We start from the raw sequence: 23788 nt of genomic DNA on the forward strand, positions 1-23788 counted from the left end.
TTAAACTGTAAATGGGTCATTATTAATTCCTCCTACTATGTTTATCGTCGTTGAAAACATTGTACCATAGGAATTAATTTGGCCCTTTTTTGTTTATCCCTTTTTACACAATTATATGGACTTAATCATATAATGCTCTGAATCCCGATATCTGCGCCTGAATCCCGATATAATGCCGCGAATCCCGATATCTGTGCCTGAATCCCGATATATTGCTCTGAATCCCGATATCTGCGCCTGAATCCCGATATAACGCTCCGAATCCCGATATCCGCGCCTGAATCCCGATATAATGCTCCGAAACCCGATATCCACGCTTGAATCCCGATATAATGCTCTGAATCCCGATATCTGCGCCTGAATCCCGATATAATGCTCCGAAACCCGATATATGGAGAGAACCGCCATTCTTTTTGCTGTGTAGAAGAATATATTCAGGCTATTAAATTCCGAAAAAAAGTCTTATCACAGATCTGTGATAAGACTTCGTTTTAGTTTAGTGATGTGGATGAAACACATGTGTCCATTTATCAGAATCAATGAGTTCATCTACAGACATTTCTATATTTCCACCAAGATAAATAGTATTTCCCTTTTTGGCAATAACCATGGCTTGCATTGCCGGGTTACTGTCATTTTTTTGGTATATATCGCCGACTTTTGGAATATGAACTTCAGGAGTAAAAGCTTCTAATTCTGCTTCATCTAAATTTGATTTCTCTGAATCAGGGATTTGTTCATCAATTATTGTAGCATTTTTAGTGAGGCCTGGTTCCATTACCCAGTACTCGCTATGTTTAATGCCATTTGATTTATTACTGACAATGCCCTTTTCTTCAATAATGGAAACCATTTCTATGGCATGTAAATAATGTCGATCAAGGGAGTCTGGTGTTGGTTTAATAACTAATATATAATCCCCGACTTTTGCTCGTACATCTTTGTTTAATGTATAGCGGGTATGATTACAAACAAAGCTATCCAGATGTTTTGGCTTATATAAATCAATTTCTTTTGCTGTTGCGAGTTCTTGTTCTAAATCTTCCATCCGAATAAGATGAACAGATTGTTTGAAAAAAGGTTTGACAGAATAAACTTTGTGTAATTTGTTTTGATAGTATACAAACTGTCCTTTTCTAACATTGATAAGCTTCATCGATTTACTCCTCCTTTATTTTATTAAAATACTTTCTTTTTTCGTGTAGTTTTGATTTCCTCATTTTTTAATCCTTTATGCAATGATATCATGATCAATATTAAGATAAACGTAAATGGAAATGCTGATACGATAGAGGCAGTTTGTAAAGCAGCCAATCCACCTGACCAAAGTAAAACTGCAGCTGCTGCGGCTTGTACCAATCCCCAAATAATTTTTACACGTAATGGAGGATTTAACATTCCGTTTGTCGTTTGCATTCCGATGACAAATGTTGCAGAATCCGCTGATGTAATGAAAAATGAACCAATTAATACAATAGAAATGATTGTAGCGATTGTACTTAATGGTAGATGTTCTAATGTTGCAAATAAGGCAATTTCGGTGTTCTCACCAAAATTCATTGCTTCCCAGATACCACCTTCGCCGAACATCTCAATATGTATTCCGGTTCCACCGAATATAGAAAACCAAAGTGCGCCGAATAATGTTGGAACAGCTAATACACCGAATACAAATTCTCGAATGGTTCTTCCTTTTGAAACACGTGCAATAAAGGTACCAACAAAAGGTGACCATGCAATCCACCATGCCCAGTAAAAGATCGTCCACCCTTGAATCCAATCACCATTTTCGTTATTAAATGGTGAGAGGCGAAAACTCATCCTTGGTAAATATTCAATATAATTACCTAAAGATGTTGTAAATAGGTTTAATAAAAACGTGGTTGGTCCCATAAACAAGAAGAAAACCATTAGTAAAATAGCTAAAATAATATTTATATTACTTAACCATTTAATACCTCTTCCAATCCCGGATATAACAGATATCATAAATAAAATAGTGACAGCTATAATGATAATAAGTTGTGTTAGAAATCCATTCGAAATATTTTCATTTAAGAAATGGAGACCACCATTGATTTGAATAGCTCCAAGACCTAAGGATGTGGCAACACCAAATACCGTTGCAAAAACAGCGATGGTATCAATGGTTCTACCGATTGGACCATTAATATGGTCTCCAAGTAATGGGTAAAAGATAGCACTAATAGTTCCCGGTGCATCTTTTCTGAATTTGAAAAAAGCCAAAGCTAAGGCAATTACTGCATAAATTCCCCATGGGTGCAGCCCCCAATGGAAAAAGGAGTATCGCAGTGCTGTTTCTGCTGCTTCTGGGCTATTTCCTTCACTAAAAGGTGGAATATTAAAATGCGAAATGGGTTCCGCAATACTCCAAAAAACAAGACCAATCCCCATTCCAGCACTAAATAGCATGGAGAACCAACTAAATGTACTATATTCTGGTTCATCATCGTCTTTTCCTAATTTAACATTTCCATATTTAGAAAATGCAAGGAAAATAGCAAATAATAGTAGCGCACTTGCAGTAATAAGGTAGAACCATCCAAATTTCACTTGAAGAAAGTTTTGGAGTGTTGATGATACTTTTTCAAGATTTTCCGGAGCAAATGCTCCCCAAAGTATAAATAAAATTGAAAGTGTAATGGATATGTAAAAAACAGGACTAATTTTTTTCATCATATCACCCTCCAGTCAAATATAATATAGAAGTTATCTCACGTTATAATAACATAGTATATGTCCACGACTATTGTATTATAGACATGTCCCTTCGATTTTTCAAGAATATAAAAGGGGTATAACGATTATTTAAAAAGAGTTATAATTCATATAAATATTTTTAGATGCTATCATTAGCATGTACTTAAATTATCCGTAAATACATTTTTATTAACAATGTGTTTTATTTAAGTAGGATAAATGAAAATGTACCTCCATTCTGATAGGAATCATATTCCAATCATGCTACTATAAGATTAGGAAATATTGAAAAAAAGGGGTATCTGTTTGATTTATTTTATTAGCTTATGTATCGGAATTTTAACTGCATTTACGGGGAGTTTAGTTGGTTTAGGTGGTGGGATGATTTTAATCCCGATTTTGCTCGTGCTAAATAAATTTGTTCCAGCCTTTTCATGGGCAACACCACAAACCGTTGTTGGAATTTCTCTAGTTGTAATTGTTTTTACAGCTCTTTCATCAACCATTTCTTATATAAAACAAGGCCAGGTTGATAAGAAATCAGGTTTTCAATTTTTGATTGGTAGTATTCCCGGTGGGATTGTAGGTTCGTGGCTTAATCAATATGTACCATCTGAACATTTCACACTATATTTTGGAGCCTTAATGATTTTTATGTCGCTTTTGCTTTTTATTAAACGTGAAGAAAAAGAAAAACCTGCTTTACAAAAAGGGTCATATCGCTCGATTACATTTAAAGGTCAAACATATGAGTATGCAGTAAATATATGGTTGGCAATTATAATCGCATTTATCGTTGGAATGCTATCTGGTTTATTTGGCATTGGTGGTGGAGCAGTCATGGTTCCGGCAATGATTTTAATATTTGGTTTCCCACCACAAGTTGCGACAGCGACATCAATGTTTATGATTTTCTTTGTTAGTTTATTTAGTGCAGGTACACATGCATTGTTAGGTCATTTAGAATGGCAATATGTACTAATATTTATTCCAGCGGCATGGATAGGTGGAAAATTAGGAGCATTTACAAATCAAAAATTAACTGGTGAAACAGTCTCACGTATTTTAAGATTTATTTTAATTATCGTTGGTGTGAGATTAATAATAGAAGGAATGGGTTAAGGATGGTGAAACATGGTAGAACATATTCATTTTTATTATACGAATGATTTTCATAGTTATTTTTCACAGTGGTCACGTGTAGCTAGTTTTATGAAGGGAAAGAAAATAAAGCATCGGCTTAAGGAAGAATCATGTTGGTTAATCGATATAGGTGATCATTTAGACCGAGTACATCCAATAACAGAAGCATCTATGGGAAAAGCGAATGTACAGGTGTTAAATGATGTTGGTTATGATATGGTAACATTTGGAAATAATGAGGGAATCACTTTATCTCATGATGATTTTTATCATTTATATGATGATGCCGATTTTGAAGTTGTCTGTGCTAATTTGCAAAATAGAGCAGGTGACAATCCAAATTGGTTAAATGATTATGTTCAAATCCAGTCGATTGGTGGAGTAAGAATTGGTGTTATCGGATTAACTGTGGCATTTAATGATTTTTATCATTTATTACATTGGCATGTTTCTTCACCTTATGAAGTTTTAGAAAAACACCTTGAAATATTAAGTGAAAAGGTTGATGTCATTGTTTTATTATCCCATTTGGGTATTAATTGGGATCGGAAAATTGCAAGTCGTTTTCCGAAAATAGATGTTATTATTGGTGGTCATACCCATCATTTATTTAAAGAAGGGGAATATGTTGGGAACACATTACTAACTGCTGCTGGGAAAAATTGCTTTTATGTTGGGGAAGTTCACTTCGAATGGGATCATAAACAACAGAAACTAGTGAAAAAGGAAGCAGTTGCAACAGATATTACAGAATACCCAAAAGATTTAATAACAGAACAGTCCTTATTTACATTACAAAAGCAATCTGAGGACATTTTAAATAAAGAAGTCGTATATTTAGATGAATCTATACTTGTCAGATGGTTTAAGCATACGAAAATCATGCAACAATTAACAGATTCTGCTTTAAATTGGACAAAAGCAGAGGGTGCTATGTTAAATGCTGGTTTACTGTTAGATGATTTTCCAGCTGGAGCGGTAACATATGCAGATGTTCATCGAATTTGTCCACATCCAATCAACTTATGTGTTGTATCCATTACTGGTAGGAATTTAATGAATGTCATACAAACAACATTAAAAAGGGAATTTACAGAGTTGAAATTAAAGGGATTTGGTTTTCGTGGGGAAATTTTAGGGAAAATGATTTTTTCGAATATTACATTTGAAAAAACAAGGAATACAGATGGTGGTTTTATCATCAGCGATGTATGGATTCATGGAAAGCCTTTAGAACAAAATAAAACATACCAAATTGCAACAGCAGATTCATTTACATTTGGACGTTTAATCCCTGAAATCGCCCAATCCGAAACAAAGGTCTATTATTTACCTGAGTTTTTAAGAGATGTTTTGTCTAAAACACTAATGGACAATTATGGTATATGAACTCTTTTCCCTCCTTTCACATATAGTGTGTATTATAGTGAAGGAGGATGTTTCGTATGATTATAGTGAACCCTCTAGAAGTAGAAGGTTTAATGTTTACGGCGGTTCGTGTGGAATTACCTAAAACCAACTTATTAATGATTGCTAACGAAGTCGGTTATATTATGTGTGCAGCATTAGATGTAGATGTTTTAAATACGAAATTGAAAAACAGGAATGTCATTGCAGGCAGGGCTAGTGGTGTTCGGACAATTGATGATTTGCTACATGCCCCATTAGAAAAAATTACAGATGCCTCCAAAAAGTATGGATGGGAAGTTGGAATGATTGGAAAAGATGCATTACTTAAAATTTCATAGTCAAAGTCTAAACTCTCTTAAACAAGCATAAACTTGTTCCAAGGGGGTTTTTTGATGCGACGTCGATTTCGATTTAAAAAAATAAGAACACCACCTCCCATTAGTCGGCTCATTCTTGTTTCATTTACACTTGTACTAATAAGTACTGTATTTAGTATTTGGTATATTAATGAAAAAATAAAACCAACATTAATGCAGATTGCAGAAAGAAAAACAGATGAATTTGCAACAAGGGCAATTAATTCTGCAGTTAAATTCGCTGAGAATTATACATTTGATCAAATTGCACAAACAATAACAGATGATAACGGAAATGTTACGGTTGTTGGTTGGGATTCTTCTGTTGTCAATAAAATTAATCGAGCTGCAACAGATCGAGTGGAAGAGTTTTTTCGTAGCATGAATCGAGGGGAGCCACCAAATTATGAAGACCCCCTTAGCGAACCTGAAGTATATGGAGATACAGTGGATGAACTCGTTGAAAAGGACCCGACTGTAGTGGAGATTCCAATTGGGCAGGCAACAGGTAATACGATTTTAGCTAATTTAGGACCAAAAATACCGGTTAATTTAGAATTAATTGGAAGTGTCCGTACAGATATCCAAGAAGAAAGAGAAGAGTTTGGTATCAATAATGTATTTATCACGCTTTATATTTTAGTAGAAGCAGATGTACAAATTATCGTGCCATTTACAACAGATGTGACAACTGTTAAAACGAAAATTATGATTGACAAACATTTAGTTATGGGGAAAGTTCCTGATTTTTATGGGACTGGACAACAAAATCCATCTATTGCTATTCCAAAAAGAGACTTGCAGAATGATGAATAATATGTTTATACTAGATATAATAAAAATTTAATCACTTACCTTAGCGGATCGGTGAGGTAGAGGCGCAAATAAAAAGAGTAGTCTATCGGAGGATGACAACGATGATGATAAATGAAAGGATTATTTGCCGAAGCAATACAAGTGTCAGTCTTGTAGAAGCTGGGGTGTCTTTGAAGAAGAGGCACACTGTCATGCATCACATTATGTATGGAGGACTACTGATCGAGATGGAGGATAACGAATATTCAGGATAATGAATAGTTATTTTCTATCATTGTCTTTTTGTTTTTATCCAACCTCCATACATAATAGCATACAAAATTTGTATGCTTATTATATAATGGGGGTTGTTTATATTGGAAGGGACTATTTTTTCCATCATACCAGCACTCGTCATGCTGGTCTTAGTTTTATTAACAAGAAAAATTCTTTTATCACTTGGAACAGGAATCATAATTGGTGCACTTTTTATTCATAATTTCCATGTCCTTCCTGCAATTCAGGAAATTTTTCACGTATTTATTATTATTTTTTATGCAGATGGAAGTATTCAAATAGGAAATATTTTGTTACTACTATTTTTAGTATTACTCGGTATTATGACTGCTTTTCTACAGGCTTCTGGAGGAAGTAGAGCTTTTGGTGAGTGGATGATGAAGCGGGTGAAGACACGAACAGGTGCACAGTTGATGACCGTCGTGTTAGGTTTTATTATCTTTATCGATGATTACTTTAATAGTTTAGCAGTTGGTCAAATTGCAAGACCATTAACAGATCGGCATAAAGTTTCCCGCGCGAAGCTTGCCTATTTAATTGACTCCACCTCATCACCTGTTACTGTACTTTCACCAATCTCAAGTTGGGGAGCTTATATTATCGGTATCTTAGCTGGTTTGTTTGCAACAAATCAAGTGACAGATATCAAACCCTTGGAAGCTTTTATTAAAATGATACCGTATAATTTATATGCAATTCTCGCATTAATACTGGTTTTTATTGTTATTTATATGAAGTTTTCGATTGGACCAATGTATAAACATGAACGAAAAGCATTAGAAAAAGATGAATTACTAAGTAGTCATCGAATGCCACCAGGAGATTTGTCAAAGACATTCACAGCGCATGCCGGTGGGAAATCGTATCAATTATTTATCCCAATTCTTGTCTTGCTTGTGATTACAATTATTAGTATGTATGCTACAGGATTACAAGCGAGTTCGAATAATGCATCTATTTTTGAAGTTTTTGCAAATACAGATGTAAATTTATCTCTATTTCTTGGTGGAATTTCTTCTGTTTTCGTTGCTCTAGTCTTTTATGTAAGATTACCTCGTCCTAGAGCAAGTTTAAGTAAAATTGTAAAAGAAGGCACACAAACAATGATTCCTGCTATTGTCATTTTACTTCTTGCATGGATGATTGGTTCGATTATAGGTACATTAGAAACAGGGGAATACTTAGCAAAACTAGTTATGCAAGCTAATATTAATCCTGCATTTTTACCATTTATCTTTTTCTTAATTGCAAGTATCATGTCTTTATCAACAGGAACCTCATGGGGAACGTTTGGAATTATGTTACCAATTGCTGTAGATGTACTTATCATTACAGATATTTCGTTACTTTTACCTACATTAGGTGCTGTTCTTGCAGGTGCAGTATTTGGCGACCATTGTACCCCAATATCAGATACAACGATATTATCTTCAACAGGTGCAGGTGTTCATCATATTGATCACGTCGTTACTCAATTACCATATGCATTTATTGCTGCAACTGCGGCTGGAACAGGATATTTATTTATTGGTCTTACAGGATGGACATTAATTGGTCTTCTTGTTTCGGTTGTTACCTTATTTCTAATTGTTTTCACACATCAATTATTATTTAAAAAGGAAGCTATATCTTAAAGATAAAAATTCTTTCGTACTTCTTGTGCGAAAGAATTTTTTTATCGCAGACTAACTGGCTGTAAGACCTCCACATCAAGAATTCGAGCTACTGACAGAATTATAAGTGGAGGATCAACAACCAGTAAAGACCCGATTCGTTCAACTAACAATCAGTGGGAGTTGAAGAAAACTCTCGCTGATTGAAGTTTCACTTTGTCATCATATACTATATGATATTAATTATTTTTTTGTTTAAAATAATTAATCATTGTCAAATATTCAAAACTATTTGACAATAGGAAGTACTAGCATTATAATAAAATAACATATTTAAGGAAAAGGTCTCAATATTTCCATGTAAGAGATATGATTTACACTAAATTATTTGAATATTACAACGAAGGGGGAGGTTCATATGGAAAATCGGTCACAATGGGGAACAAGGGCTGGCTTTATTTTGGCGGCAGTTGGTTCAGCAGTAGGGCTAGGAAATATTTGGCGTTTTCCTTCTGTCGCATATGAAAATGGAGGTGGTGCATTTTTCATTCCATATTTAATTGCACTTCTAACTGCAGGTATTCCTATTTTGATTATGGAGTTTACAATGGGACATAAATACCGTGGTTCAGCTCCACTTACATTTCGAAGGGTTAACAAAAAAGCTGAATTTATTGGTTGGTGGGGTGTCCTAGTTGCATTTGTTATATCTACTTATTATTCCGTAATTGTTGCTTGGGCTATGTCATATTCTGTTTTTTCATTCAAATTAAATTGGGGATCAGATACAGGTGCATTCTTCGGAGATTATACACAATCTGTAGTTGAACCAGGTCAGTTTGGAAGTTTTGTACCAGGTGTTCTTATTCCTTTAGTTATCGTTTGGATTATAATTCTAGGAATTTTGTTTAAAGGTGTTAAAAAAGGAATCGAAATTGCTAATCGTATTATGATTCCACTACTATTAGTTGTCTTTTTATTAATTGTTATCCGTGCAGTTACATTACCAGGTGCCTTAGATGGATTGGAAGCATTTTTTAAACCGGAATTTAGTAAGATTATGAAAGGGGAAGTCTGGGTAGCAGCATATGGACAAATATTCTTCAGTATGTCAATTGCGTTTGCAATTATGATTACGTACTCTAGTTACTTACCTAAAAAGTCAGATATTACAAATAATGCCTTTATAACTGGATTTGGTAATTCTAGTTTTGAATTATTAGCTGGTATTGGGGTATTCTCTGTATTAGGATTTATGGCGAGTCAGCAAGGTGTTTCTGTAGGTGAAGTTGTTGATGGAGGAGTAGGTTTAGCCTTTGTTGTATTCCCTGCAATTATCAATGAATTTCCGGCATTAAATGAATTGTTTGGGTTTTTATTTTTCTTCTCACTTGTGCTTGCAGGACTGACATCTCTCATGTCAATCTCGGAAACATATATTTCAGGATTAATCGATAAATTTAATATATCCCGTGGAAAAGCTGTTGCTTTTGGTGGTGGATTGGCTGCTGTTATTTCCATCATCTATTCTACACAAGGTGGCTTATTCTTCTTAGATGCTGCTGATTATTTTATTAATCACTTCGGTGTCGCGATGTTAGGATTAGTAGAAGTTGTATTGATTGCTTGGATTCTTCGTAAGGTTGGTGAATTAAAAGAGCATGCCAATGGAGTATCAGATATTAGGGTAGGTGCATGGTGGACCATTAGTTTAGGGGTTATTACACCAATCATTTTAGGGTATATGATGTTCGATCTGTTAAAACAAAACTTAACCAGAGCATTTGATACGCCAACAGGAAATTACGAGGGATACTCTGATTTGTTTATCCTATATGGTGGTTGGGCGGTTGCAGGTGCAGCATTAGTAATCGGGATTTTAATAAGTGTTATGAAATGGAAAAAAAGCACAAATACAAATGAAGAACAGATGAAGGAGGCTAAATAATGAGTGTAAGTTCAATTTTTGTTATGATTACTGGAACACTTATTATATGGGGAGGCTTAGCAGCAAGCATTATTCATGCTGTACGTAAGTCAAAAGAATCCAAACTTGGTTCATAAATAAAGATGGCTGTCTAAAAAATCTCTTTAGACAGCCTGTTATTATTTATCTTTCGCCATTCGTTCCCATTTTCTTAAATACGGATATGGATCAAACGACCATTCCTTTTCACCATTATCTTTATACATTCCGTAATGGAGGTGTGGCGGAAATTTACCGGATGTGCCAGGCGGTCCATAACCACTAGAACCTACACTACCGAGCACATCACCAGGTTTAACAATCATCCCAACCTTTACTTCGTCATCATACCCATTCAAGTGAGCATAATAATGATAAATATTATAAATATCTCGTACTCCAATTCGCCATCCACCATATAAATTCCAGCCGAGCATCTCTACCACTCCATATGTGGTGGACTTAACAGGTGTCCCATAATTTGCAAAGATATCTGTCCCCTCATGAATACGTAAGCCACCAAAGCCACGTGGGTCTCCAAATGTACTACGATAACTAAAATTATGTTGAAGAGATACTGGGAAATCACGATCTGTTAAATAAATATGTTTGAACTTTTTAAAAACTTTAGCCGTGTTTTTAATCGTATGCACGGTTAGTTCACGTTGATAATAATTCCACAATCCAATTTTAATATCATCTTCTGTTGGCCCAGATTCTAAAAGGATTTGTGCCATGGTGTACAAAATATCCTCAGGGTTTTCCGGGTCTGCTTTTCCGTCTCCATTTCCATCTTTCCCTTTTCCATCAAATAAGGTAATGATTTGTTCATCCTTGATAAGGGGATAATTTCCAATCCCATACCAAACTTCAGGCTGTATGCGTATAGAGACAAGTTGATCATCGGGTAAGTTTTTATGAATCTGTCTTTCATATTGATCAATTGCAGCAATATAGTACCATGGCAGTTGTGTAAGTGTCTCTGTTTTCTTATATAGGGACATCCGCTGTTCATACAAATCATCCATTTCTTTTTCTTTTGCATATCCTGTTTCGTTTGGTTGTACAAAGAAAAAAATGGTACATGAGAAAATGAGACAGAAAAGATATTTTTTTATAGACATGTATAGTTATGAACGCCCCTTTCTTAAATATTAATGGTATAGCTGTTTTTCGTCATTACTTGCTATCTGAGCATAGATTGGATAGGCTACTTTGCTCCCTGATAACAATAATTTTCTGTATAAAACAACTATGATTTAATCACCTTGTGGAGATTTTTCCATTTCTTTAATAATAGAATCAATGGTGTTTTGATAATCATTTGTGTCTGTTGTTTGATTGTGTAAACTGTGTAAATCGTCGATTAAATTATGATTATCTGACACATAAATATCAAAGTATCTTGGTAATAAAGACATTGCTGTTTTTCTCGCAAATTCTGCTGTTTCCTCATCACTATTTTCGTTATCTTCATCTTTCTCATAGGCGATTAAAACTTCATTTCCTGTCACAAGTGTAGCAACTTCTTGAAATGAATCATTCTTTAATAAAACCCTTGTAACCATATCAGCTAATGCATGGCGGTCTACAGTAATTTGTGCATTTTCATCTTCATTTACCTGTTCTTTCTTATAATTCACATAGCCTAATCGTTTATCAAAATCAGGGTCAACAGATTGGTTCGCTCCAGGATTCAATTGGTTATTTAAGTGCTCTCTTTCGCTTACTAAATCATTGTCCTCTGCACAGCCAGTAATAACAACAAGACAAATGAACAATGTAAGAAGTAACCCTCTCATGATGTATCTCCTCCATCATAAAAATTATTGTGACTTAGGTACAGGTGACATGAAAAGCCATCTTTACTAAGTCTTCTTTACGATTAGTTTGGGATATAATCATAAAATCATACCAAAAATAATTTGTTAGTAACCGTTCTTTAAAAAATATGATAAACTAAACGAAGAGTAAGACGGCGAAAGCAAAGTGGAAAGGAGAATTTAATGATTATATTGGATGGCTATGCCTATGAATTAATAAAAAATAAGCAGGATGGTTTTGTAGAGAGTGCTTTAAAAGATAGGTACTCTGATATTCTAAAGAAATATGATTATATTGTTGGAGACTGGGGATATGATCAACTGCGTTTAAAAGGTTTTTATGAGGATAAAAGCAAAAAAGCATCATATGATACAAAAATCAGTGCTTTAGATGATTATTTATATGAGTATTGTAATTTTGGTTGTGCTTATTTTGTGCTTAAAAAAGTAGGAAAAGCAGTAAAGTAGTTACTTTACTGCTTTTCATCTGTTTCTTCATTTCTGCTATTTAATGGATGTGCCCCATCTGCTTGTCTTGGTAAACCCTCATGTCTGTCCTTATCAGGATAAACAAAGGCACTTGAGCGATATTGCCCCTCTTCCCATGGTGTGGACTTTCCGGTGACAGCTTCTTCTTTATTAAAAGGGGAGCCATACGTACCTTCTGGAAATTCCTCTGGGATTAATTCGTTACGCATTTTGCGAACATTAGGAAAATCACTGTACTTCTCTTCATCCTCTTTTCCCATATTGATCACCTCCTTGATTTATAATGTACATAAACAACATATATATACTTGTCCATTATTGGCGTATCTAAAATACATTCCATAATTAATGTAACGAAAATCATTTAATGCTATGATAGAGAGGAGAGAATTACAGACAGGGAGGATATAGATATGTATTTTGTAGAACGTAGTAAGATTGAAAAAACATTAATATATATTGAAGAACATTTGGAGGAATTAGGGAAATATGCGTATGAATCCCGTGTCGAAGAACTTGCATTAGAAAGAATTGGTCATGTACTAATTGAAGCTATTATAGATACTGGAAATTTAATGATTGATGGATTTATTATGAGAGATCCGGGTAGTTATGAGGATATTATTGATATATTAGTTGATGAAAAGGTAATTCCAGAGCAGGAAATAAATGCATATAAAGAGGTTATTCAATTGCGAAAAATGCTTGTTCAAGACTATTTACAATTGGATATAGTTGATTTAAAGGATAAACTTTTAAAAAACAAGAAAGTACTTGATCAGTTCAGCACCCATATTCGTAGCTACTTAGAAAATGAATTAGGTGTGGCAAATGCATTTTCTAGAGAATCGTGAAGGTGATATCTATTGAAAAAGATAACTTCTGTTAAACAAAAATTGTTAAATATATTGAAGAAAGAACCTGAAGCAACAATGGATGACATAATGGTTCATTTCACTATTTCGGATATTGCTGTACGAAAACATATTCGGCAATTGGAAACAGAAGGATTTATACAGAAGAAGAAATGTAAACAAGACATTGGTAGACCTTTTTATACGTATCGACTCACAAGAAAAGGTCATGATTTATATCCAAATCAATATAAACAATTACCGACGGAACTACTCGATGATTTGCAAGAAATTGCTGGAAAAGAAACAGTAAACAAATTATTTGAAAAGCGGTTGGAAAGAGAAAAAGTTGTTTTTAAAGAAAAACTAAACCGTGAAGATTACGAAAAACAACTGAAAAAATTTGTTACTCTTCAAAATGAACGTGGATATATGATCGAACTTCAAAAGGCTGATGATGGAAATTATATTATGAAAAACTTTCATTGTCCTGTATACCATCTTGCCGAAAATTACCAACAAATTTGTTACTATGAAGAAAAGTTATATAAACAATTATTTCCAGAAAAAAAATTCCATGCATCTCGTCAAATAACAAAAGGTGATAATGTTTGTGAGTGGAAAATAACAGCACGAAAAAAAGATGAGGGATAGTTTACCCTCATTTTTTTCAGGCAAATTGTAGGAATGGGGGAATATAAATGAAAACATATGGAGGCTATATCATCGATTTAGATGGTACAATGTATAGAGGAAACCAAGTGATTGATGATGCACCACAATTTATTCAAGGGTTAGTTGAGAAAAATCGCTCCTACGTATTTTTAACGAATAATTCAACAAGAACACAAGAACAGGTTGCTTCTAAATTAAATGCAATGGGTATTCAAGCATCACCAGAACAAATTTGTACAACAAGTATGGCAACAGCTAAGTATATTAAAAAACAGAAAAAGGATGCACGTTGTTATGTAATTGGAGAAAGTGGATTATCTGCTGCTATTCAAGAGGAAGGATTACAACTAGTTCATAATGAGAACTGTGACTATGTGATTGTTGGCTTAGATAGAGAAATTACATATGAAAAGCTTGCAATTGGTTGTTTAGCAATTCAGCAAGGTGCAGTGTTTATTTCAACAAATAGTGATGTAGCTATACCAAGTGAAAATGGCTTACTCCCTGGAAATGGCTCTTTAACCTCTGTATTAACGGTTGCTACAGGAAAACAGCCCACTTTTATTGGAAAGCCAGAAAAAATCATTGTGGAAGAAGCATTGCGATTACTTGGAATAAAACCGGAAGATACCCTAATCGTTGGTGACAATTATGAAACAGATATAAAAGCAGGCATTGCTGCGAATATAGACACATTAATGGTATTTACAGGGGTTACTCCATATGAAAAGTATGAAAAACTGTCAAAAAAGCCGACATATCATGTGAAGAAACTTCAAGAATGGATGAAAAATATATAAGAAGAATCCTAATATAAACGCTCAAATCCCGATATCGCGCCAGAAATCCCGATATATACGCTCAAATCCCGATATCACATCAGAAATCCCGATATATATGCTAAAATCCAATAGTTAACAACAGATAGAGAAGCAGGCCAATATAATAAATGGTCTGCTTCTTATGATTAATTTTCTTCTTCCCATGAGTGTGCAAGACGACTTGAAGCTGCTGCTGCAATGGCACCAACGATATCATCTAAAAATGTATGACATTCCCCTGTTGAGCGATCATTTAAATGTTCGAGAATTCCCGGCTTCTGTTTATCAATATACCCATAATTCGTAAATCCAATGGAACCATAGACATTTACGATAGATAAAGCAATGATTTCATCGACTCCATATAGTCCTTCATCTGTATCAATTAATTTTTGTAATGGTTGTTCTAGCTTTTTTTGTTCTGCCAATTTATCTAATTGAATTCCAGTCAAGATTGCATTTTGTACTTCGCGTTTAGAGAGTACTCTATCTACATTTTCTAGGCAGAGTTCCATTGTTAAATCCTTATGATAGCTGGATTGCAAATAATAAACCAGTTCTGCAATATGATCTAAAGTAATTCCCCGTTCTTTTAATAGTTCTCTTGCTTTTAATTCTACTTCACTTTGTTTTTTTGGTTTGTTCATTTTATTTCACCTATCCTTTCAGATAAATATAATAATTTAATTCATGGTATCCACATACATTTACAAATAGGGGAGGGATTATATGGAAATCTTATTGCATGCAGAATATGGCATAAATGTTCATCATGTAGTCGAAATAGATGGTAAACAAGGTTATGATGATGGTGAACATATTTACTTTATTATTCCAGTTCAGGATAAAAAAGTAAAGGATGAACAAATAACACTCAGTGTTTTTTTATATAATCAAGGCTACTATCACTGTACATGTCCTATTTTAAATAAAAGTGGCCATTTATTTACAGAATATCAACAGACACCATATATGGTTATAAAGATAAATCAATTCCAAAGAGAAAATACGGTTGGAAGTGGCCAAGTGTTAGCCCAATTTCATCAAATTGGTGCCCAATATTCTTTTGAACCACAAGTTATCTCAAGTTATGGAAAATGGGGAAATCATTGGATTGATAAATTAACTGCTTTTGAAAGGAAATTATTAAATGATGCCCAGGAACATCCTAATCCATATAATCAACTAATTATGGATTGTTTACCGTATTTTATTGGAATTAGTGAGAATGCCATTCAATATTTTCAAGAAAGTCTTTATGAAAAGCGGTATGATTTTGTTGATCAAGGATCGATAACCTTTCACAGATATCATGATAATTTAAAACAACAAGTTGTTTGGTTATCGGATTTAATGTATGATCACCCGGTCCGTGATATTGCAGAATATATACGTGTAAAATTGTTAGAAGCACCGAATCTGGATTCTATTTTATTATTTTTACAGGACTATGAATCTGTAAGGCCTCTCTCTGTTTTTAGTTGGCGTTTATTGTATGCAAGATTACTTTATCCTATTCATTTCTACGACTTCTTCGCTAAAAAATTAGGTGTAACAAATTCAAACGAACGACATAAACAGTTAGAGAATTTATTAGAAAGCCAAGAAAAATATGAACGAAGATTAAAACAATTATTTCATATGAAAACTGAAGATTACAATATTCCTATGGTACACTGGTTATAAAGAGAGGTGGCTGTATCATATGAAAAAACCAATAATTTATATCACAAGGAAATTACCAGAGTCATTATTACAATCCTATAAAGAGTATTTCGAATTTCATATGTGGAAAGAGGAAGAAAGCTCTGTACCAAGAGAAATTTTATTAAAAGAGAGTAAAATGGCGGATGGTCTTCTTTGTATGGTATCTGATGCAATTGATGCGCATTATTTAACACAGAACTCCCAATTGAAAATTGTTGCAAATAATGCAGTTGGTTATGATAATATTGATTTACAAACAGCGAAGAAAAATGAAATCACAGTAACAAATACTCCTGATGTTCTAACTGAAACAACAGCAGATTTGACCTTTGCCTTATTAATGGCAACAAGTCGAAGGTTAATCGAAGCGAATCAAGTTATACGAGATAATCAATGGAAAAACTGGTCACCATATTTTTTAGCTGGGACAGATATATATAATAAAACAATTGGAATCGTTGGGATGGGGAGAATTGGTACGGCAGTTGCTAGAAGGGCAAAAGGATTTGGAATGCGCATTCTTTATCATAATCGGAGAAAAAATCCTGAAATAGAAAAAGAATTACAAGCTACATATGTTGATTTCCGCACATTATTAACTGAATCTGATTTTGTTGTTTCCCTTGTACCATTGACAAAAGAAACGAAACATCTATTTAATAAAAATGCATTTCATCAAATGAAGCAAGAAGCAATCTTTATTAATGTATCACGTGGGGCTGTTGTGCAAGAAGATGATTTATTTGAGGCACTTAACAAAGGAGTGATTCGTGCAGCTGGTTTAGACGTATTTGAAACAGAACCAATTACAGCTGATCATCCTTATGTTTCATTAGATAATGTTATTTGCTTACCACATATCGGCTCAGCGAGTGAAGAGACACGCACCAAAATGATTCAATTATGTTTGGACAACATATATCAATATTTTTATGGTGATGGACCTATAACACCTGTTTTTTGACAAAATAAAAAAGCAGACAAGGAAAAGATGTCTGCTCAAAAGCAATTTACCGGCAGGCTAACTGGCTGTATGACTTCCACTTCAAGAATTCAAGGAGACCAAGAAAGGATGCGGGAATCAACGGCCAGTAAAAGCCTGGTTCGTTTAGTACAATTAGTGAGGATGAAGAAAGCCTCCACTGATTGATGTTTCACTTTATATTAAAATACTTGTTCGATTTCAGTTACACCAGGCACTTCTGCCATTAAAGCACGTTCAATACCAGCTTTTAAGGTAATTGTAGAGCTTGGACAGTTACCACATGCACCCATTAATCGAAGTTGTACAATACCATTCTCATCTACATCAACTAGTTCAACATCTCCACCATCGCGGAGTAAGAATGGGCGTAGTTTATTTAATACTTCTTGTACTTGTTCCTGCATAACCATCTTCCCCTTTCTTATACCTTATTATAGAACGTATTACAAAAAATATCTATTCAAATATCTTATGGAAGTAATCATATTATGCGTAGTTACTTTTATTTTAACTTTTAATTGGGATTTTGTAAAATGAAAGTAACTGGACTGTTAAGAAATGGCTTATAAAGATTGGAAGGGGGCTTTTACTAATGAATACTGAATCTGTTAAAATAACAGTTTATGGAGCTAAGCAAGTTTGTGCAAGTTGTGTCGGTGCGCCTGGTTCAAAAGACACGTATGAATGGTTGCAAGCAGCAATTGGAAGGAAATATTTAGAGGATCAAATTTCTTATGAATACATTGATATTGAAACACCACCAGATGTAGAAAAACATCAACAATTTGTGGAAAAGATTATAGAGGAAGATCTCTTTTATCCGATTGTGATGGTAAATGATGAATTAGTAGCTGAAGGAATTCCGCGATTGAAAACGATTTATAACGCTTTAGATCAATATAATATCGCTTTAAAATCTTCTTAAGTGAAATTGGAATAGTTGTATTACAACCGGATTAACCGTATACTAAACTATACAAATTCTTATTAAAAGGATTTTATTTTAGTTACGAGGAGGATATGCTGATGGTCATTACACTAACAGATCAAGCGAGTAAGCAAATTAAAGAAATGATGAAAGAAGAAGAAACACCTGTACGTTTTCGTTTTGGAATAACAGGTGGTGGATGTAGTGGATTATCATATTCACTCGGCTTTGATGATAAAGTAAATAAAGAACTAGACCATGTTGATGAAATAAATGGCATTCCAGTCGTTATTTTCAAACAAGATATCCCAATTATTGAAGGGACAACAATTGATTATAAACAAAATATGATGGGTGGCGGATTTTCAATCGATAATCCAAATGCTATTGTTTCTTGTGGATGTGGCTCATCTTTTAGAGCAGATAAACGTGAAGGTACACCTGAATCCTGCTAATAGATGAATGAAAAAATTCAATCCTAAATTATAAAAGGCCATGTTGGTTATGAATTTATTCCATTTCCAACATGGTCTTTATTTTTTTAAAACATGCTTGTTGAGTGACGTGGCTGAACGCGTGCTTTTGGATTTATATATTGCATCGCGTTATTGATTGCTGTTGGCCCTTCACCGAATCCCGTAGCAATTAATTTTACTTTTCCAGGGAAAGTTGTAATGTCACCCGCTGCATAGATTCCTGGAATACTTGTTTCCATTTTTGTATTTACAACAATACTATTACGTTCAATTTCTAAATTCCAGTCTTTAATTGGACCTAGATTGGAAACAAATCCGTAATTACAAATCAAATCATCTAAGGGAACCGCTATCTCTCGGTCACCTTTCACTTCCTCCAAAACAAGTTCTTCAATTCTATCTGATGCAATGATATCTTTGGCAGCGAATGGAGTTAAAATATCAACAGAAGATTTTTTCAGTTGTTCTACACTGTGTTCATGCGCTCTAAACTGATCGCGCCGATGGACAAGTGTTACTTGTTTTGCAATTGGTTCAAGCATGAGTGCCCAATCAACAGCTGAATCTCCACCACCAAGAAGGACAACATTTTTATCTTTAAATTGGTTCATGTCTTTTACATAATAATGTAAATTGATTCCTTCAAATTGATCACATGATGCAATTTTTAAGCGTCGTGGTTGAAAAGCTCCATTTCCTGCTGTAATGATGATTGTTTTCGTGAAATGCTCTTCACCTGTATGTGAAGTAAGTTTAAAAGTATCATCTTCCAAACGTTCAACATTTTCTACAGCTTGTCCTAGGACAATTGTTGTTTCAAATAATTTCAGTTGTTCTTCCAATTGATCAACTAGATCCTGAGCGCGAATTTTAGGGAAAGCTGGAACATCATATATTTCCTTCTCAGGATATAGTGCTGATAGTTGGCCACCAGTATGTGGTAGACTTTCAATTATTTTTACACTTGCTTGGCGCATTCCACCATAAAAAGCTGTAAATAATCCAGCAGGGCCTGCCCCAATAATGGTTATATCATAAACTTTATGTACTGACAAAGTTCTTCCTCCTGTTCTTTCTACAAAAAAGATAGTATGAATGTGCCCTCATTGCTTTGCTTTAAAACATGTATTTTAAGATAAAATTGAAGCGACAAGCTTTAAATGAAATCATCTTTATTTCCACTACGTTGCGAATCCTCCACCCTTTTTAGGCGAAAGATAGGTGTCGTAACGCTTCGAAATAAGTGCAATTAAGGGTCAGCCTGGAGCCTTAAATCAAGTCTTCTTTATCGTATCATAAATGAAAAAAAGTTTGTACAATGAAGCATTGGAATAAAAGAATGTACAACCACGAACTTAGTCTGTTTCTATTGAGAAATAGAACATGCATTGTCTTTGCTTTTTTATTTATTTCGTATAGAATTAAATTTATGGTAGAGAAACTAGTTAATGAAGGGGAATAAGCTGTTGATACAATTGATTGTTTCGATTATACTTTATTTCGTGATTTTTTTTGGTATTGCTTTTATATTAAATATGTTATTACGCAGAACATGGCTAATGAGTATTCTCTATCCTTTTGTTATGGTAATAACGGTAGACGGGATTAGTGTTATCAAATATTTTACAGCACCAGGTGAATCATTTTCACAAACATATGATATATTAATTCACTTAACACCCGTTGATTGGATGATTTTTGTTTCAGGATTTATTGGTACCATCGTCTCAGGAATTGTAATTAAGTTTTTAAGAAAAAGTGGCTATCAAATGTTTTAAAAAATAGTTTTGATGCATAAAAAATTGCTTTATTGGACATGCTGACATCCAGAAAGGGTGTTTACATTGAAAATAGGCAATTTTTTTAAACGGTTTATTTTATGTATTCTTTTTATAGGTGCAATTTTAACAACATGGAGTAGTATATCGAACGTCTCATTGTATGATATGAAACCGTGGTTTGTCATGAAAGTGCATGGAGAGGGAAAGAAAGGATCTACTTTTCAATCTCCATCTCATTCAACAAGACAAATAGGATTAGAGAAAAAAGAGTTACACGTATTTCAAAAACAAACCAAATATATATCAAATGAAGAAATTGAAAGACCAAAAACATTGGAAGAAGAATTACAATTAGAACAATATCCGACAGCAACAGTGGTTGCCACAGGCTATACAGCAGGTTATGAATCAACAGGTAAAACACCGAATCATCCAGGGTATGGAATTACCTATTCCGGTGTAAAAGTAAAGCGAGATTTATATTCTACTATTGCTGCTGATTTATCCATATATCCAATAGGAACTATCCTATTTATTCCCGACTATGGTTATGGGGTGGTAGCTGATAAAGGTGGCGCTATTAAGGGAAATAAAATTGATTTATATTATAATACAGTAGAAGATGTATACAAAAATTGGGGTAAGAAGGAACTTGAAGTATACATTATCGAAGAAGGAACCGGTGAATTAACAGAAGAGCATTTACAAGTATTAAATGAAAATGAAGCACTTCAAGTATTTAGAGACCAAATTATTAAAAATTAAGGTTGTTTTCTAAAAAAATTCATTACTGGAGATTTATTTGAAAAATAACGATTCCCTATAAATGATAAACTATTCGAAAAAAATAAAAAAGAGAGCATATCACAAGTTGATATGTTCTCTTTCGCTTTTATTTAATAATTGCATCTAAAGCGATTTCCATCATTTCATTAAATGTCGTTTGACGTTCTTCGGCACTTGTTTCTTCGCCAGTTATAATATGATCGGAAACGGTTAAGACAGATAGAGCTTGTCGATTAAATTTCGCTGCTAATGTATATAATGCCGATGTTTCCATTTCAACAGCCAATACTTTATATCTCGCTAATAATTCATTTGTTTCACGAGCGTTTTCCCGATAAAAGGAATCACTTGTAAAGACATTTCCAACTTGTACATTCATTCCTTTTTGTACACCAACATCATAAGCGTTTTTTAATAAATGGAAATCTGCAAGAGGCGCATAATCAATGCCTTTGAAAATGAGTTGGTTTGCTTGTGAATCTGTTGTTGCTCCTTCTGCAAGGATAACATCACGAACGTTAATATCCTTTTGAATAGCACCACACGTTCCAACACGAACTAGCTTTTGTACATCATAACTTTGGATTAGTTCATTCACATAGATAGAAATGGATGGAACCCCCATTCCTGTTCCTTGAACAGATACACGTTCACCCTTATATGTTCCTGTATATCCATACATTCCACGAACTTCATTATAAATGCTAGCATCTTCTAAGAAATTTTCTGCAATATATTTTGCGCGAAGTGGATCCCCTGGTAGTAAAATTTTATCTGCAATTTCACCTTTTTTAGCACCTATATGTACACTCATTTATTTCTCCTCCTTAGGATTAATCTTGTATTTTAAACGTTACCATATCACACACTGAAAAACAAAATATATTCTCCTTCTAAAATATTTAAAATAAACAAGGGTTTAGTATATAATAAGGCTAGGCAAGTTATGCTATGAATAGTCTATTTTTATTTAAAATATAGAATGAACGGAAAGGGCGTCAATGAAATGAAAGAACAAATTTTTACAATTACTTCTGAAACAGGTGTACATGCACGACCAGCTACTTTATTAGTAAATAAAGCAGGTCAATATCAATCTGATCTTGAAATTGTTTACAATGAAAAAAAGGTGAATTTAAAATCAATTATGGGTGTTATGTCTCTAGGGATTCCGCAAGGCTCTAAGATTAAAGTAATTGCAGATGGAAAAGATGAAGAAGCTGCAATTCAAGGGATAGAAGATGTAATTAAAGAGCATTTAGGAGAGTAACGCTTTGTTTAAATAATAAAAAGTTAGTGAAATATGGAGTTTAAAATGCACCCCAAAATTAGGACTAAAAAATTCTAACTTTTGGGGTGTATTATAATCTAGCATCTCTTTATATTTGGCTTATGATTAATAATGTTTTTCATAATACGCTTTTTCTAGGTTTTCAATATTCTTTAGTGCTTTACGGTTAAAAGGAGTATCTTCTTCCTTTAATTTATTCCTTGCTTCTGTTACAGCCTTTTTTAAGGATAGCCCATACTCTGGAACAGGTTCATCAAAGGGATGTACAGCAGGTTTTTTAATATTTGCTTTTTCTCGAAATGCTAATGCTTTTCGTTCATGAAAAAACACATCCTCTACTTGGAACGGGTTATGAATATCTCCTTGTAATGGGTGCTTATATACAGCTAAAATCTCGATCAAAAAATGCTTGCCACGGTCTTCAAGTACTTTTCCAATATATGTACCAGAATTATAATGTGCACGAACGGTGTCACCAATATGAATATCTTTCATCCTTTTCTCCTCCTTTACTTCATTGTGCCAAAAAACGCGGTAATTATCGAATGAAAAGCAGCTCATGTTTGGTTTTACGGTGAATATTGGTTATAATAAATGAAGTAAGGAAGTGATGTACACATGATGGAATTTCTTTATTTTCCAAATGATAAGGCAGAATACATCCCTGCTATTATTATATTTGCAGTTTTTTTTATTGCAGCTGTTGTGACGACCGTCTTTTTTATAAAAAAATCTAAAAAAGAAGAAAAAACACTTCAAGAAAAATATGAACATGTTACATTTGATGATCAAAATCATACGAATCAAAAATGACTTCTGTTAAGGAGTCATTTTTTGTTTATATACAGATGTTTGGTAGATACTAAGAAAA

The 23788-nt window shown here is 33.9% G+C and carries 30 protein-coding genes and 1 riboswitch; of the genes, 19 read left to right on the top strand and 11 right to left on the bottom strand.

Annotated features, from left to right (window positions below; translation table 11 throughout):
- Positions 1 to 111 precede the first annotated feature (111 nt).
- From FHP05_RS14260 to FHP05_RS14270, 3 genes are all read right to left on the bottom strand, one after another.
- Positions 112 to 408 carry a hypothetical protein gene (locus FHP05_RS14260; RefSeq protein WP_147670491.1) on the bottom strand — a complete coding sequence of 99 codons (297 nt, stop codon included), beginning with the start codon at positions 406 to 408 and terminating at the stop codon, positions 112 to 114.
- An 88-nt stretch (positions 409 to 496) separates the two neighbouring features.
- Positions 497 to 1156 (bottom strand): hypothetical protein, encoded by a 660-nt coding sequence (locus FHP05_RS14265; RefSeq protein ID WP_147670493.1) that lies wholly within the window; start codon positions 1154 to 1156, stop codon positions 497 to 499.
- A gap of 23 nt (positions 1157 to 1179) precedes the next feature.
- Positions 1180 to 2697, bottom strand: coding sequence for a glycine betaine uptake BCCT transporter (locus FHP05_RS14270; protein ID WP_147670495.1), 1518 nt, complete (start codon positions 2695 to 2697; stop codon positions 1180 to 1182).
- Between the two features lie 330 nt (positions 2698 to 3027).
- Here FHP05_RS14270 and FHP05_RS14275 point away from each other — a divergent pair, with 330 nt between their 5' ends.
- From FHP05_RS14275 to FHP05_RS14305, 7 genes are all read left to right on the top strand, one after another.
- Positions 3028 to 3843, top strand: coding sequence for a sulfite exporter TauE/SafE family protein (locus FHP05_RS14275; protein WP_147670497.1), 816 nt, complete (start codon positions 3028 to 3030; stop codon positions 3841 to 3843).
- Positions 3844 to 3855: 12 nt separating this feature from the next.
- Positions 3856 to 5253 carry a bifunctional metallophosphatase/5'-nucleotidase gene (locus FHP05_RS14280; protein WP_147670499.1) on the top strand — a complete coding sequence of 466 codons (1398 nt, stop codon included), beginning with the start codon at positions 3856 to 3858 and terminating at the stop codon, positions 5251 to 5253.
- A gap of 56 nt (positions 5254 to 5309) precedes the next feature.
- Complete coding sequence (locus tag FHP05_RS14285; protein ID WP_147670501.1) at positions 5310 to 5612, top strand: YunC family protein; 303 nt, start codon at positions 5310 to 5312, stop codon at positions 5610 to 5612.
- A gap of 54 nt (positions 5613 to 5666) precedes the next feature.
- Positions 5667 to 6446 carry a sporulation protein YunB gene (gene yunB, locus FHP05_RS14290; RefSeq protein WP_147670502.1) on the top strand — a complete coding sequence of 260 codons (780 nt, stop codon included), beginning with the start codon at positions 5667 to 5669 and terminating at the stop codon, positions 6444 to 6446.
- Between the two features lie 49 nt (positions 6447 to 6495).
- A riboswitch (Lysine riboswitch) is annotated at positions 6496 to 6672 on the top strand.
- Between the two features lie 130 nt (positions 6673 to 6802).
- The gene (locus tag FHP05_RS14295; protein ID WP_147670504.1) at positions 6803 to 8356 is read left to right on the top strand and encodes a Na+/H+ antiporter NhaC family protein; all 1554 of its coding nucleotides are present in this window, start codon (positions 6803 to 6805) and stop codon (positions 8354 to 8356) included.
- Between the two features lie 397 nt (positions 8357 to 8753).
- Positions 8754 to 10283, top strand: a complete 1530-nt coding sequence (locus FHP05_RS14300; RefSeq protein ID WP_147670506.1) for a sodium-dependent transporter — start codon at positions 8754 to 8756, stop codon at positions 10281 to 10283.
- Positions 10283 to 10399 (top strand): MetS family NSS transporter small subunit, encoded by a 117-nt coding sequence (locus FHP05_RS14305; RefSeq protein ID WP_147670508.1) that lies wholly within the window; start codon positions 10283 to 10285, stop codon positions 10397 to 10399. The genes FHP05_RS14300 and FHP05_RS14305 overlap by 1 nt, the downstream gene beginning before the upstream one ends.
- Before the next feature lie 42 nt (positions 10400 to 10441).
- Here the strand turns inward: FHP05_RS14305 and FHP05_RS14310 are convergent, their stop codons facing one another.
- Positions 10442 to 11425 carry a M23 family metallopeptidase gene (locus tag FHP05_RS14310; protein WP_147670509.1) on the bottom strand — a complete coding sequence of 328 codons (984 nt, stop codon included), beginning with the start codon at positions 11423 to 11425 and terminating at the stop codon, positions 10442 to 10444.
- Positions 11426 to 11560: 135 nt separating this feature from the next.
- Complete coding sequence (locus FHP05_RS14315; RefSeq protein WP_147670511.1) at positions 11561 to 12103, bottom strand: YhcN/YlaJ family sporulation lipoprotein; 543 nt, start codon at positions 12101 to 12103, stop codon at positions 11561 to 11563.
- 204 nt (positions 12104 to 12307) lie between these two features.
- Here FHP05_RS14315 and FHP05_RS14320 point away from each other — a divergent pair, with 204 nt between their 5' ends.
- Positions 12308 to 12592 carry a YutD family protein gene (locus tag FHP05_RS14320; RefSeq protein WP_147670513.1) on the top strand — a complete coding sequence of 95 codons (285 nt, stop codon included), beginning with the start codon at positions 12308 to 12310 and terminating at the stop codon, positions 12590 to 12592.
- A gap of 5 nt (positions 12593 to 12597) precedes the next feature.
- Here the strand turns inward: FHP05_RS14320 and FHP05_RS14325 are convergent, their stop codons facing one another.
- Positions 12598 to 12873 carry a hypothetical protein gene (locus FHP05_RS14325; protein ID WP_147670515.1) on the bottom strand — a complete coding sequence of 92 codons (276 nt, stop codon included), beginning with the start codon at positions 12871 to 12873 and terminating at the stop codon, positions 12598 to 12600.
- A 153-nt stretch (positions 12874 to 13026) separates the two neighbouring features.
- Here FHP05_RS14325 and FHP05_RS14330 point away from each other — a divergent pair, with 153 nt between their 5' ends.
- The 3 genes from FHP05_RS14330 to FHP05_RS14340 are packed head-to-tail and all read left to right on the top strand — an operon-like array spanning position 13027 to position 14942.
- A complete protein-coding gene (locus FHP05_RS14330) occupies positions 13027 to 13467 on the top strand; it encodes a DUF86 domain-containing protein (protein ID WP_147670516.1) in 441 nt (146 codons plus the stop codon).
- 12 nt (positions 13468 to 13479) lie between these two features.
- Positions 13480 to 14121, top strand: a complete 642-nt coding sequence (locus tag FHP05_RS14335) for a helix-turn-helix transcriptional regulator (RefSeq protein ID WP_147670518.1) — start codon at positions 13480 to 13482, stop codon at positions 14119 to 14121.
- Positions 14122 to 14168: 47 nt separating this feature from the next.
- Positions 14169 to 14942 (top strand): TIGR01457 family HAD-type hydrolase, encoded by a 774-nt coding sequence (locus FHP05_RS14340; protein WP_147670520.1) that lies wholly within the window; start codon positions 14169 to 14171, stop codon positions 14940 to 14942.
- Between the two features lie 167 nt (positions 14943 to 15109).
- On the opposite strand, the gene FHP05_RS14345 is transcribed toward FHP05_RS14340, so the two are convergent.
- Entirely contained in the window at positions 15110 to 15610 is a 501-nt protein-coding gene (locus tag FHP05_RS14345) for a phosphatidylglycerophosphatase A family protein (protein ID WP_147670522.1), read from the bottom strand.
- 82 nt (positions 15611 to 15692) lie between these two features.
- Between FHP05_RS14345 and FHP05_RS14350 the strand changes: the two genes are divergently transcribed.
- Positions 15693 to 16649 (top strand): protein kinase family protein, encoded by a 957-nt coding sequence (locus FHP05_RS14350; protein WP_147670524.1) that lies wholly within the window; start codon positions 15693 to 15695, stop codon positions 16647 to 16649.
- 19 nt (positions 16650 to 16668) lie between these two features.
- Positions 16669 to 17634, top strand: coding sequence for a 2-hydroxyacid dehydrogenase (locus FHP05_RS14355; protein ID WP_147670526.1), 966 nt, complete (start codon positions 16669 to 16671; stop codon positions 17632 to 17634).
- 200 nt (positions 17635 to 17834) lie between these two features.
- On the opposite strand, the gene FHP05_RS14360 is transcribed toward FHP05_RS14355, so the two are convergent.
- Positions 17835 to 18065 (bottom strand): NifU family protein, encoded by a 231-nt coding sequence (locus FHP05_RS14360; protein WP_230974014.1) that lies wholly within the window; start codon positions 18063 to 18065, stop codon positions 17835 to 17837.
- 182 nt (positions 18066 to 18247) lie between these two features.
- On the opposite strand from FHP05_RS14360, the gene FHP05_RS14365 reads away from it, so the two are divergent.
- Both FHP05_RS14365 and FHP05_RS14370 read left to right on the top strand, forming a co-directional pair.
- The gene (locus FHP05_RS14365; protein WP_147670530.1) at positions 18248 to 18580 is read left to right on the top strand and encodes a YuzD family protein; all 333 of its coding nucleotides are present in this window, start codon (positions 18248 to 18250) and stop codon (positions 18578 to 18580) included.
- Between the two features lie 101 nt (positions 18581 to 18681).
- Positions 18682 to 19038, top strand: coding sequence for a HesB/IscA family protein (locus FHP05_RS14370; protein ID WP_147670532.1), 357 nt, complete (start codon positions 18682 to 18684; stop codon positions 19036 to 19038).
- 86 nt (positions 19039 to 19124) lie between these two features.
- Here FHP05_RS14370 and FHP05_RS14375 read toward each other — a convergent pair whose 3' ends face one another.
- Entirely contained in the window at positions 19125 to 20114 is a 990-nt protein-coding gene (locus FHP05_RS14375; protein ID WP_147670534.1) for an NAD(P)/FAD-dependent oxidoreductase, read from the bottom strand.
- Between the two features lie 411 nt (positions 20115 to 20525).
- On the opposite strand from FHP05_RS14375, the gene FHP05_RS14380 reads away from it, so the two are divergent.
- Together FHP05_RS14380 and FHP05_RS14385 are read left to right on the top strand one after the other, a co-directional pair.
- The gene (locus FHP05_RS14380; protein ID WP_147670536.1) at positions 20526 to 20837 is read left to right on the top strand and encodes a YuiB family protein; all 312 of its coding nucleotides are present in this window, start codon (positions 20526 to 20528) and stop codon (positions 20835 to 20837) included.
- 66 nt (positions 20838 to 20903) lie between these two features.
- Positions 20904 to 21605 (top strand): 3D domain-containing protein, encoded by a 702-nt coding sequence (locus FHP05_RS14385; RefSeq protein ID WP_147670545.1) that lies wholly within the window; start codon positions 20904 to 20906, stop codon positions 21603 to 21605.
- A 127-nt stretch (positions 21606 to 21732) separates the two neighbouring features.
- Here the strand turns inward: FHP05_RS14385 and deoD are convergent, their stop codons facing one another.
- Complete coding sequence (deoD, locus tag FHP05_RS14390) at positions 21733 to 22440, bottom strand: purine-nucleoside phosphorylase (RefSeq protein WP_147670547.1); 708 nt, start codon at positions 22438 to 22440, stop codon at positions 21733 to 21735.
- A gap of 192 nt (positions 22441 to 22632) precedes the next feature.
- Here deoD and FHP05_RS14395 point away from each other — a divergent pair, with 192 nt between their 5' ends.
- Positions 22633 to 22896, top strand: a complete 264-nt coding sequence (locus FHP05_RS14395) for a phosphocarrier protein HPr (RefSeq protein WP_147670549.1) — start codon at positions 22633 to 22635, stop codon at positions 22894 to 22896.
- Between the two features lie 126 nt (positions 22897 to 23022).
- Here FHP05_RS14395 and FHP05_RS14400 read toward each other — a convergent pair whose 3' ends face one another.
- Positions 23023 to 23412: a kinase-associated lipoprotein B gene (locus FHP05_RS14400; protein ID WP_147670550.1), complete on the bottom strand. Its 390-nt coding sequence runs from the start codon at positions 23410 to 23412 to the stop codon at positions 23023 to 23025.
- A gap of 123 nt (positions 23413 to 23535) precedes the next feature.
- Between FHP05_RS14400 and FHP05_RS14405 the strand changes: the two genes are divergently transcribed.
- Complete coding sequence (locus FHP05_RS14405) at positions 23536 to 23730, top strand: hypothetical protein (RefSeq protein ID WP_147670552.1); 195 nt, start codon at positions 23536 to 23538, stop codon at positions 23728 to 23730.
- Positions 23731 to 23788: the final 58 nt, after the last annotated feature.

The organism is Cerasibacillus terrae, from assembly GCF_008039555.1.
Classification (GTDB): domain Bacteria; phylum Bacillota; class Bacilli; order Bacillales; family Amphibacillaceae; genus Cerasibacillus; species Cerasibacillus terrae.

Coding starts and splice junctions, on each gene's coding strand:
- deoD (WP_147670547.1), bottom strand. CDS start 22,440: ATGAGTGTACATATAGGTGCTAAAAAAGGTGAAATTGCAGATAAAATT.
- FHP05_RS14315 (WP_147670511.1), bottom strand. CDS start 12,103: ATGAGAGGGTTACTTCTTACATTGTTCATTTGTCTTGTTGTTATTACT.
- FHP05_RS14340 (WP_147670520.1), top strand. CDS start 14,169: ATGAAAACATATGGAGGCTATATCATCGATTTAGATGGTACAATGTAT.
- FHP05_RS14310 (WP_147670509.1), bottom strand. CDS start 11,425: ATGTCTATAAAAAAATATCTTTTCTGTCTCATTTTCTCATGTACCATT.
- FHP05_RS14325 (WP_147670515.1), bottom strand. CDS start 12,873: ATGGGAAAAGAGGATGAAGAGAAGTACAGTGATTTTCCTAATGTTCGC.
- FHP05_RS14395 (WP_147670549.1), top strand. CDS start 22,633: ATGAAAGAACAAATTTTTACAATTACTTCTGAAACAGGTGTACATGCA.
- FHP05_RS14265 (WP_147670493.1), bottom strand. CDS start 1,156: ATGAAGCTTATCAATGTTAGAAAAGGACAGTTTGTATACTATCAAAAC.
- FHP05_RS14345 (WP_147670522.1), bottom strand. CDS start 15,610: ATGAACAAACCAAAAAAACAAAGTGAAGTAGAATTAAAAGCAAGAGAA.
- FHP05_RS14330 (WP_147670516.1), top strand. CDS start 13,027: ATGTATTTTGTAGAACGTAGTAAGATTGAAAAAACATTAATATATATT.
- FHP05_RS14320 (WP_147670513.1), top strand. CDS start 12,308: ATGATTATATTGGATGGCTATGCCTATGAATTAATAAAAAATAAGCAG.
- FHP05_RS14365 (WP_147670530.1), top strand. CDS start 18,248: ATGAATACTGAATCTGTTAAAATAACAGTTTATGGAGCTAAGCAAGTT.
- FHP05_RS14360 (WP_230974014.1), bottom strand. CDS start 18,065: ATGGTTATGCAGGAACAAGTACAAGAAGTATTAAATAAACTACGCCCA.
- yunB (WP_147670502.1), top strand. CDS start 5,667: ATGCGACGTCGATTTCGATTTAAAAAAATAAGAACACCACCTCCCATT.
- FHP05_RS14285 (WP_147670501.1), top strand. CDS start 5,310: ATGATTATAGTGAACCCTCTAGAAGTAGAAGGTTTAATGTTTACGGCG.
- FHP05_RS14305 (WP_147670508.1), top strand. CDS start 10,283: ATGAGTGTAAGTTCAATTTTTGTTATGATTACTGGAACACTTATTATA.
- FHP05_RS14405 (WP_147670552.1), top strand. CDS start 23,536: ATGATGGAATTTCTTTATTTTCCAAATGATAAGGCAGAATACATCCCT.
- FHP05_RS14300 (WP_147670506.1), top strand. CDS start 8,754: ATGGAAAATCGGTCACAATGGGGAACAAGGGCTGGCTTTATTTTGGCG.
- FHP05_RS14355 (WP_147670526.1), top strand. CDS start 16,669: ATGAAAAAACCAATAATTTATATCACAAGGAAATTACCAGAGTCATTA.
- FHP05_RS14350 (WP_147670524.1), top strand. CDS start 15,693: ATGGAAATCTTATTGCATGCAGAATATGGCATAAATGTTCATCATGTA.
- FHP05_RS14280 (WP_147670499.1), top strand. CDS start 3,856: ATGGTAGAACATATTCATTTTTATTATACGAATGATTTTCATAGTTAT.
- FHP05_RS14270 (WP_147670495.1), bottom strand. CDS start 2,697: ATGAAAAAAATTAGTCCTGTTTTTTACATATCCATTACACTTTCAATT.
- FHP05_RS14400 (WP_147670550.1), bottom strand. CDS start 23,412: ATGAAAGATATTCATATTGGTGACACCGTTCGTGCACATTATAATTCT.
- FHP05_RS14260 (WP_147670491.1), bottom strand. CDS start 408: ATGGCGGTTCTCTCCATATATCGGGTTTCGGAGCATTATATCGGGATT.
- FHP05_RS14370 (WP_147670532.1), top strand. CDS start 18,682: ATGGTCATTACACTAACAGATCAAGCGAGTAAGCAAATTAAAGAAATG.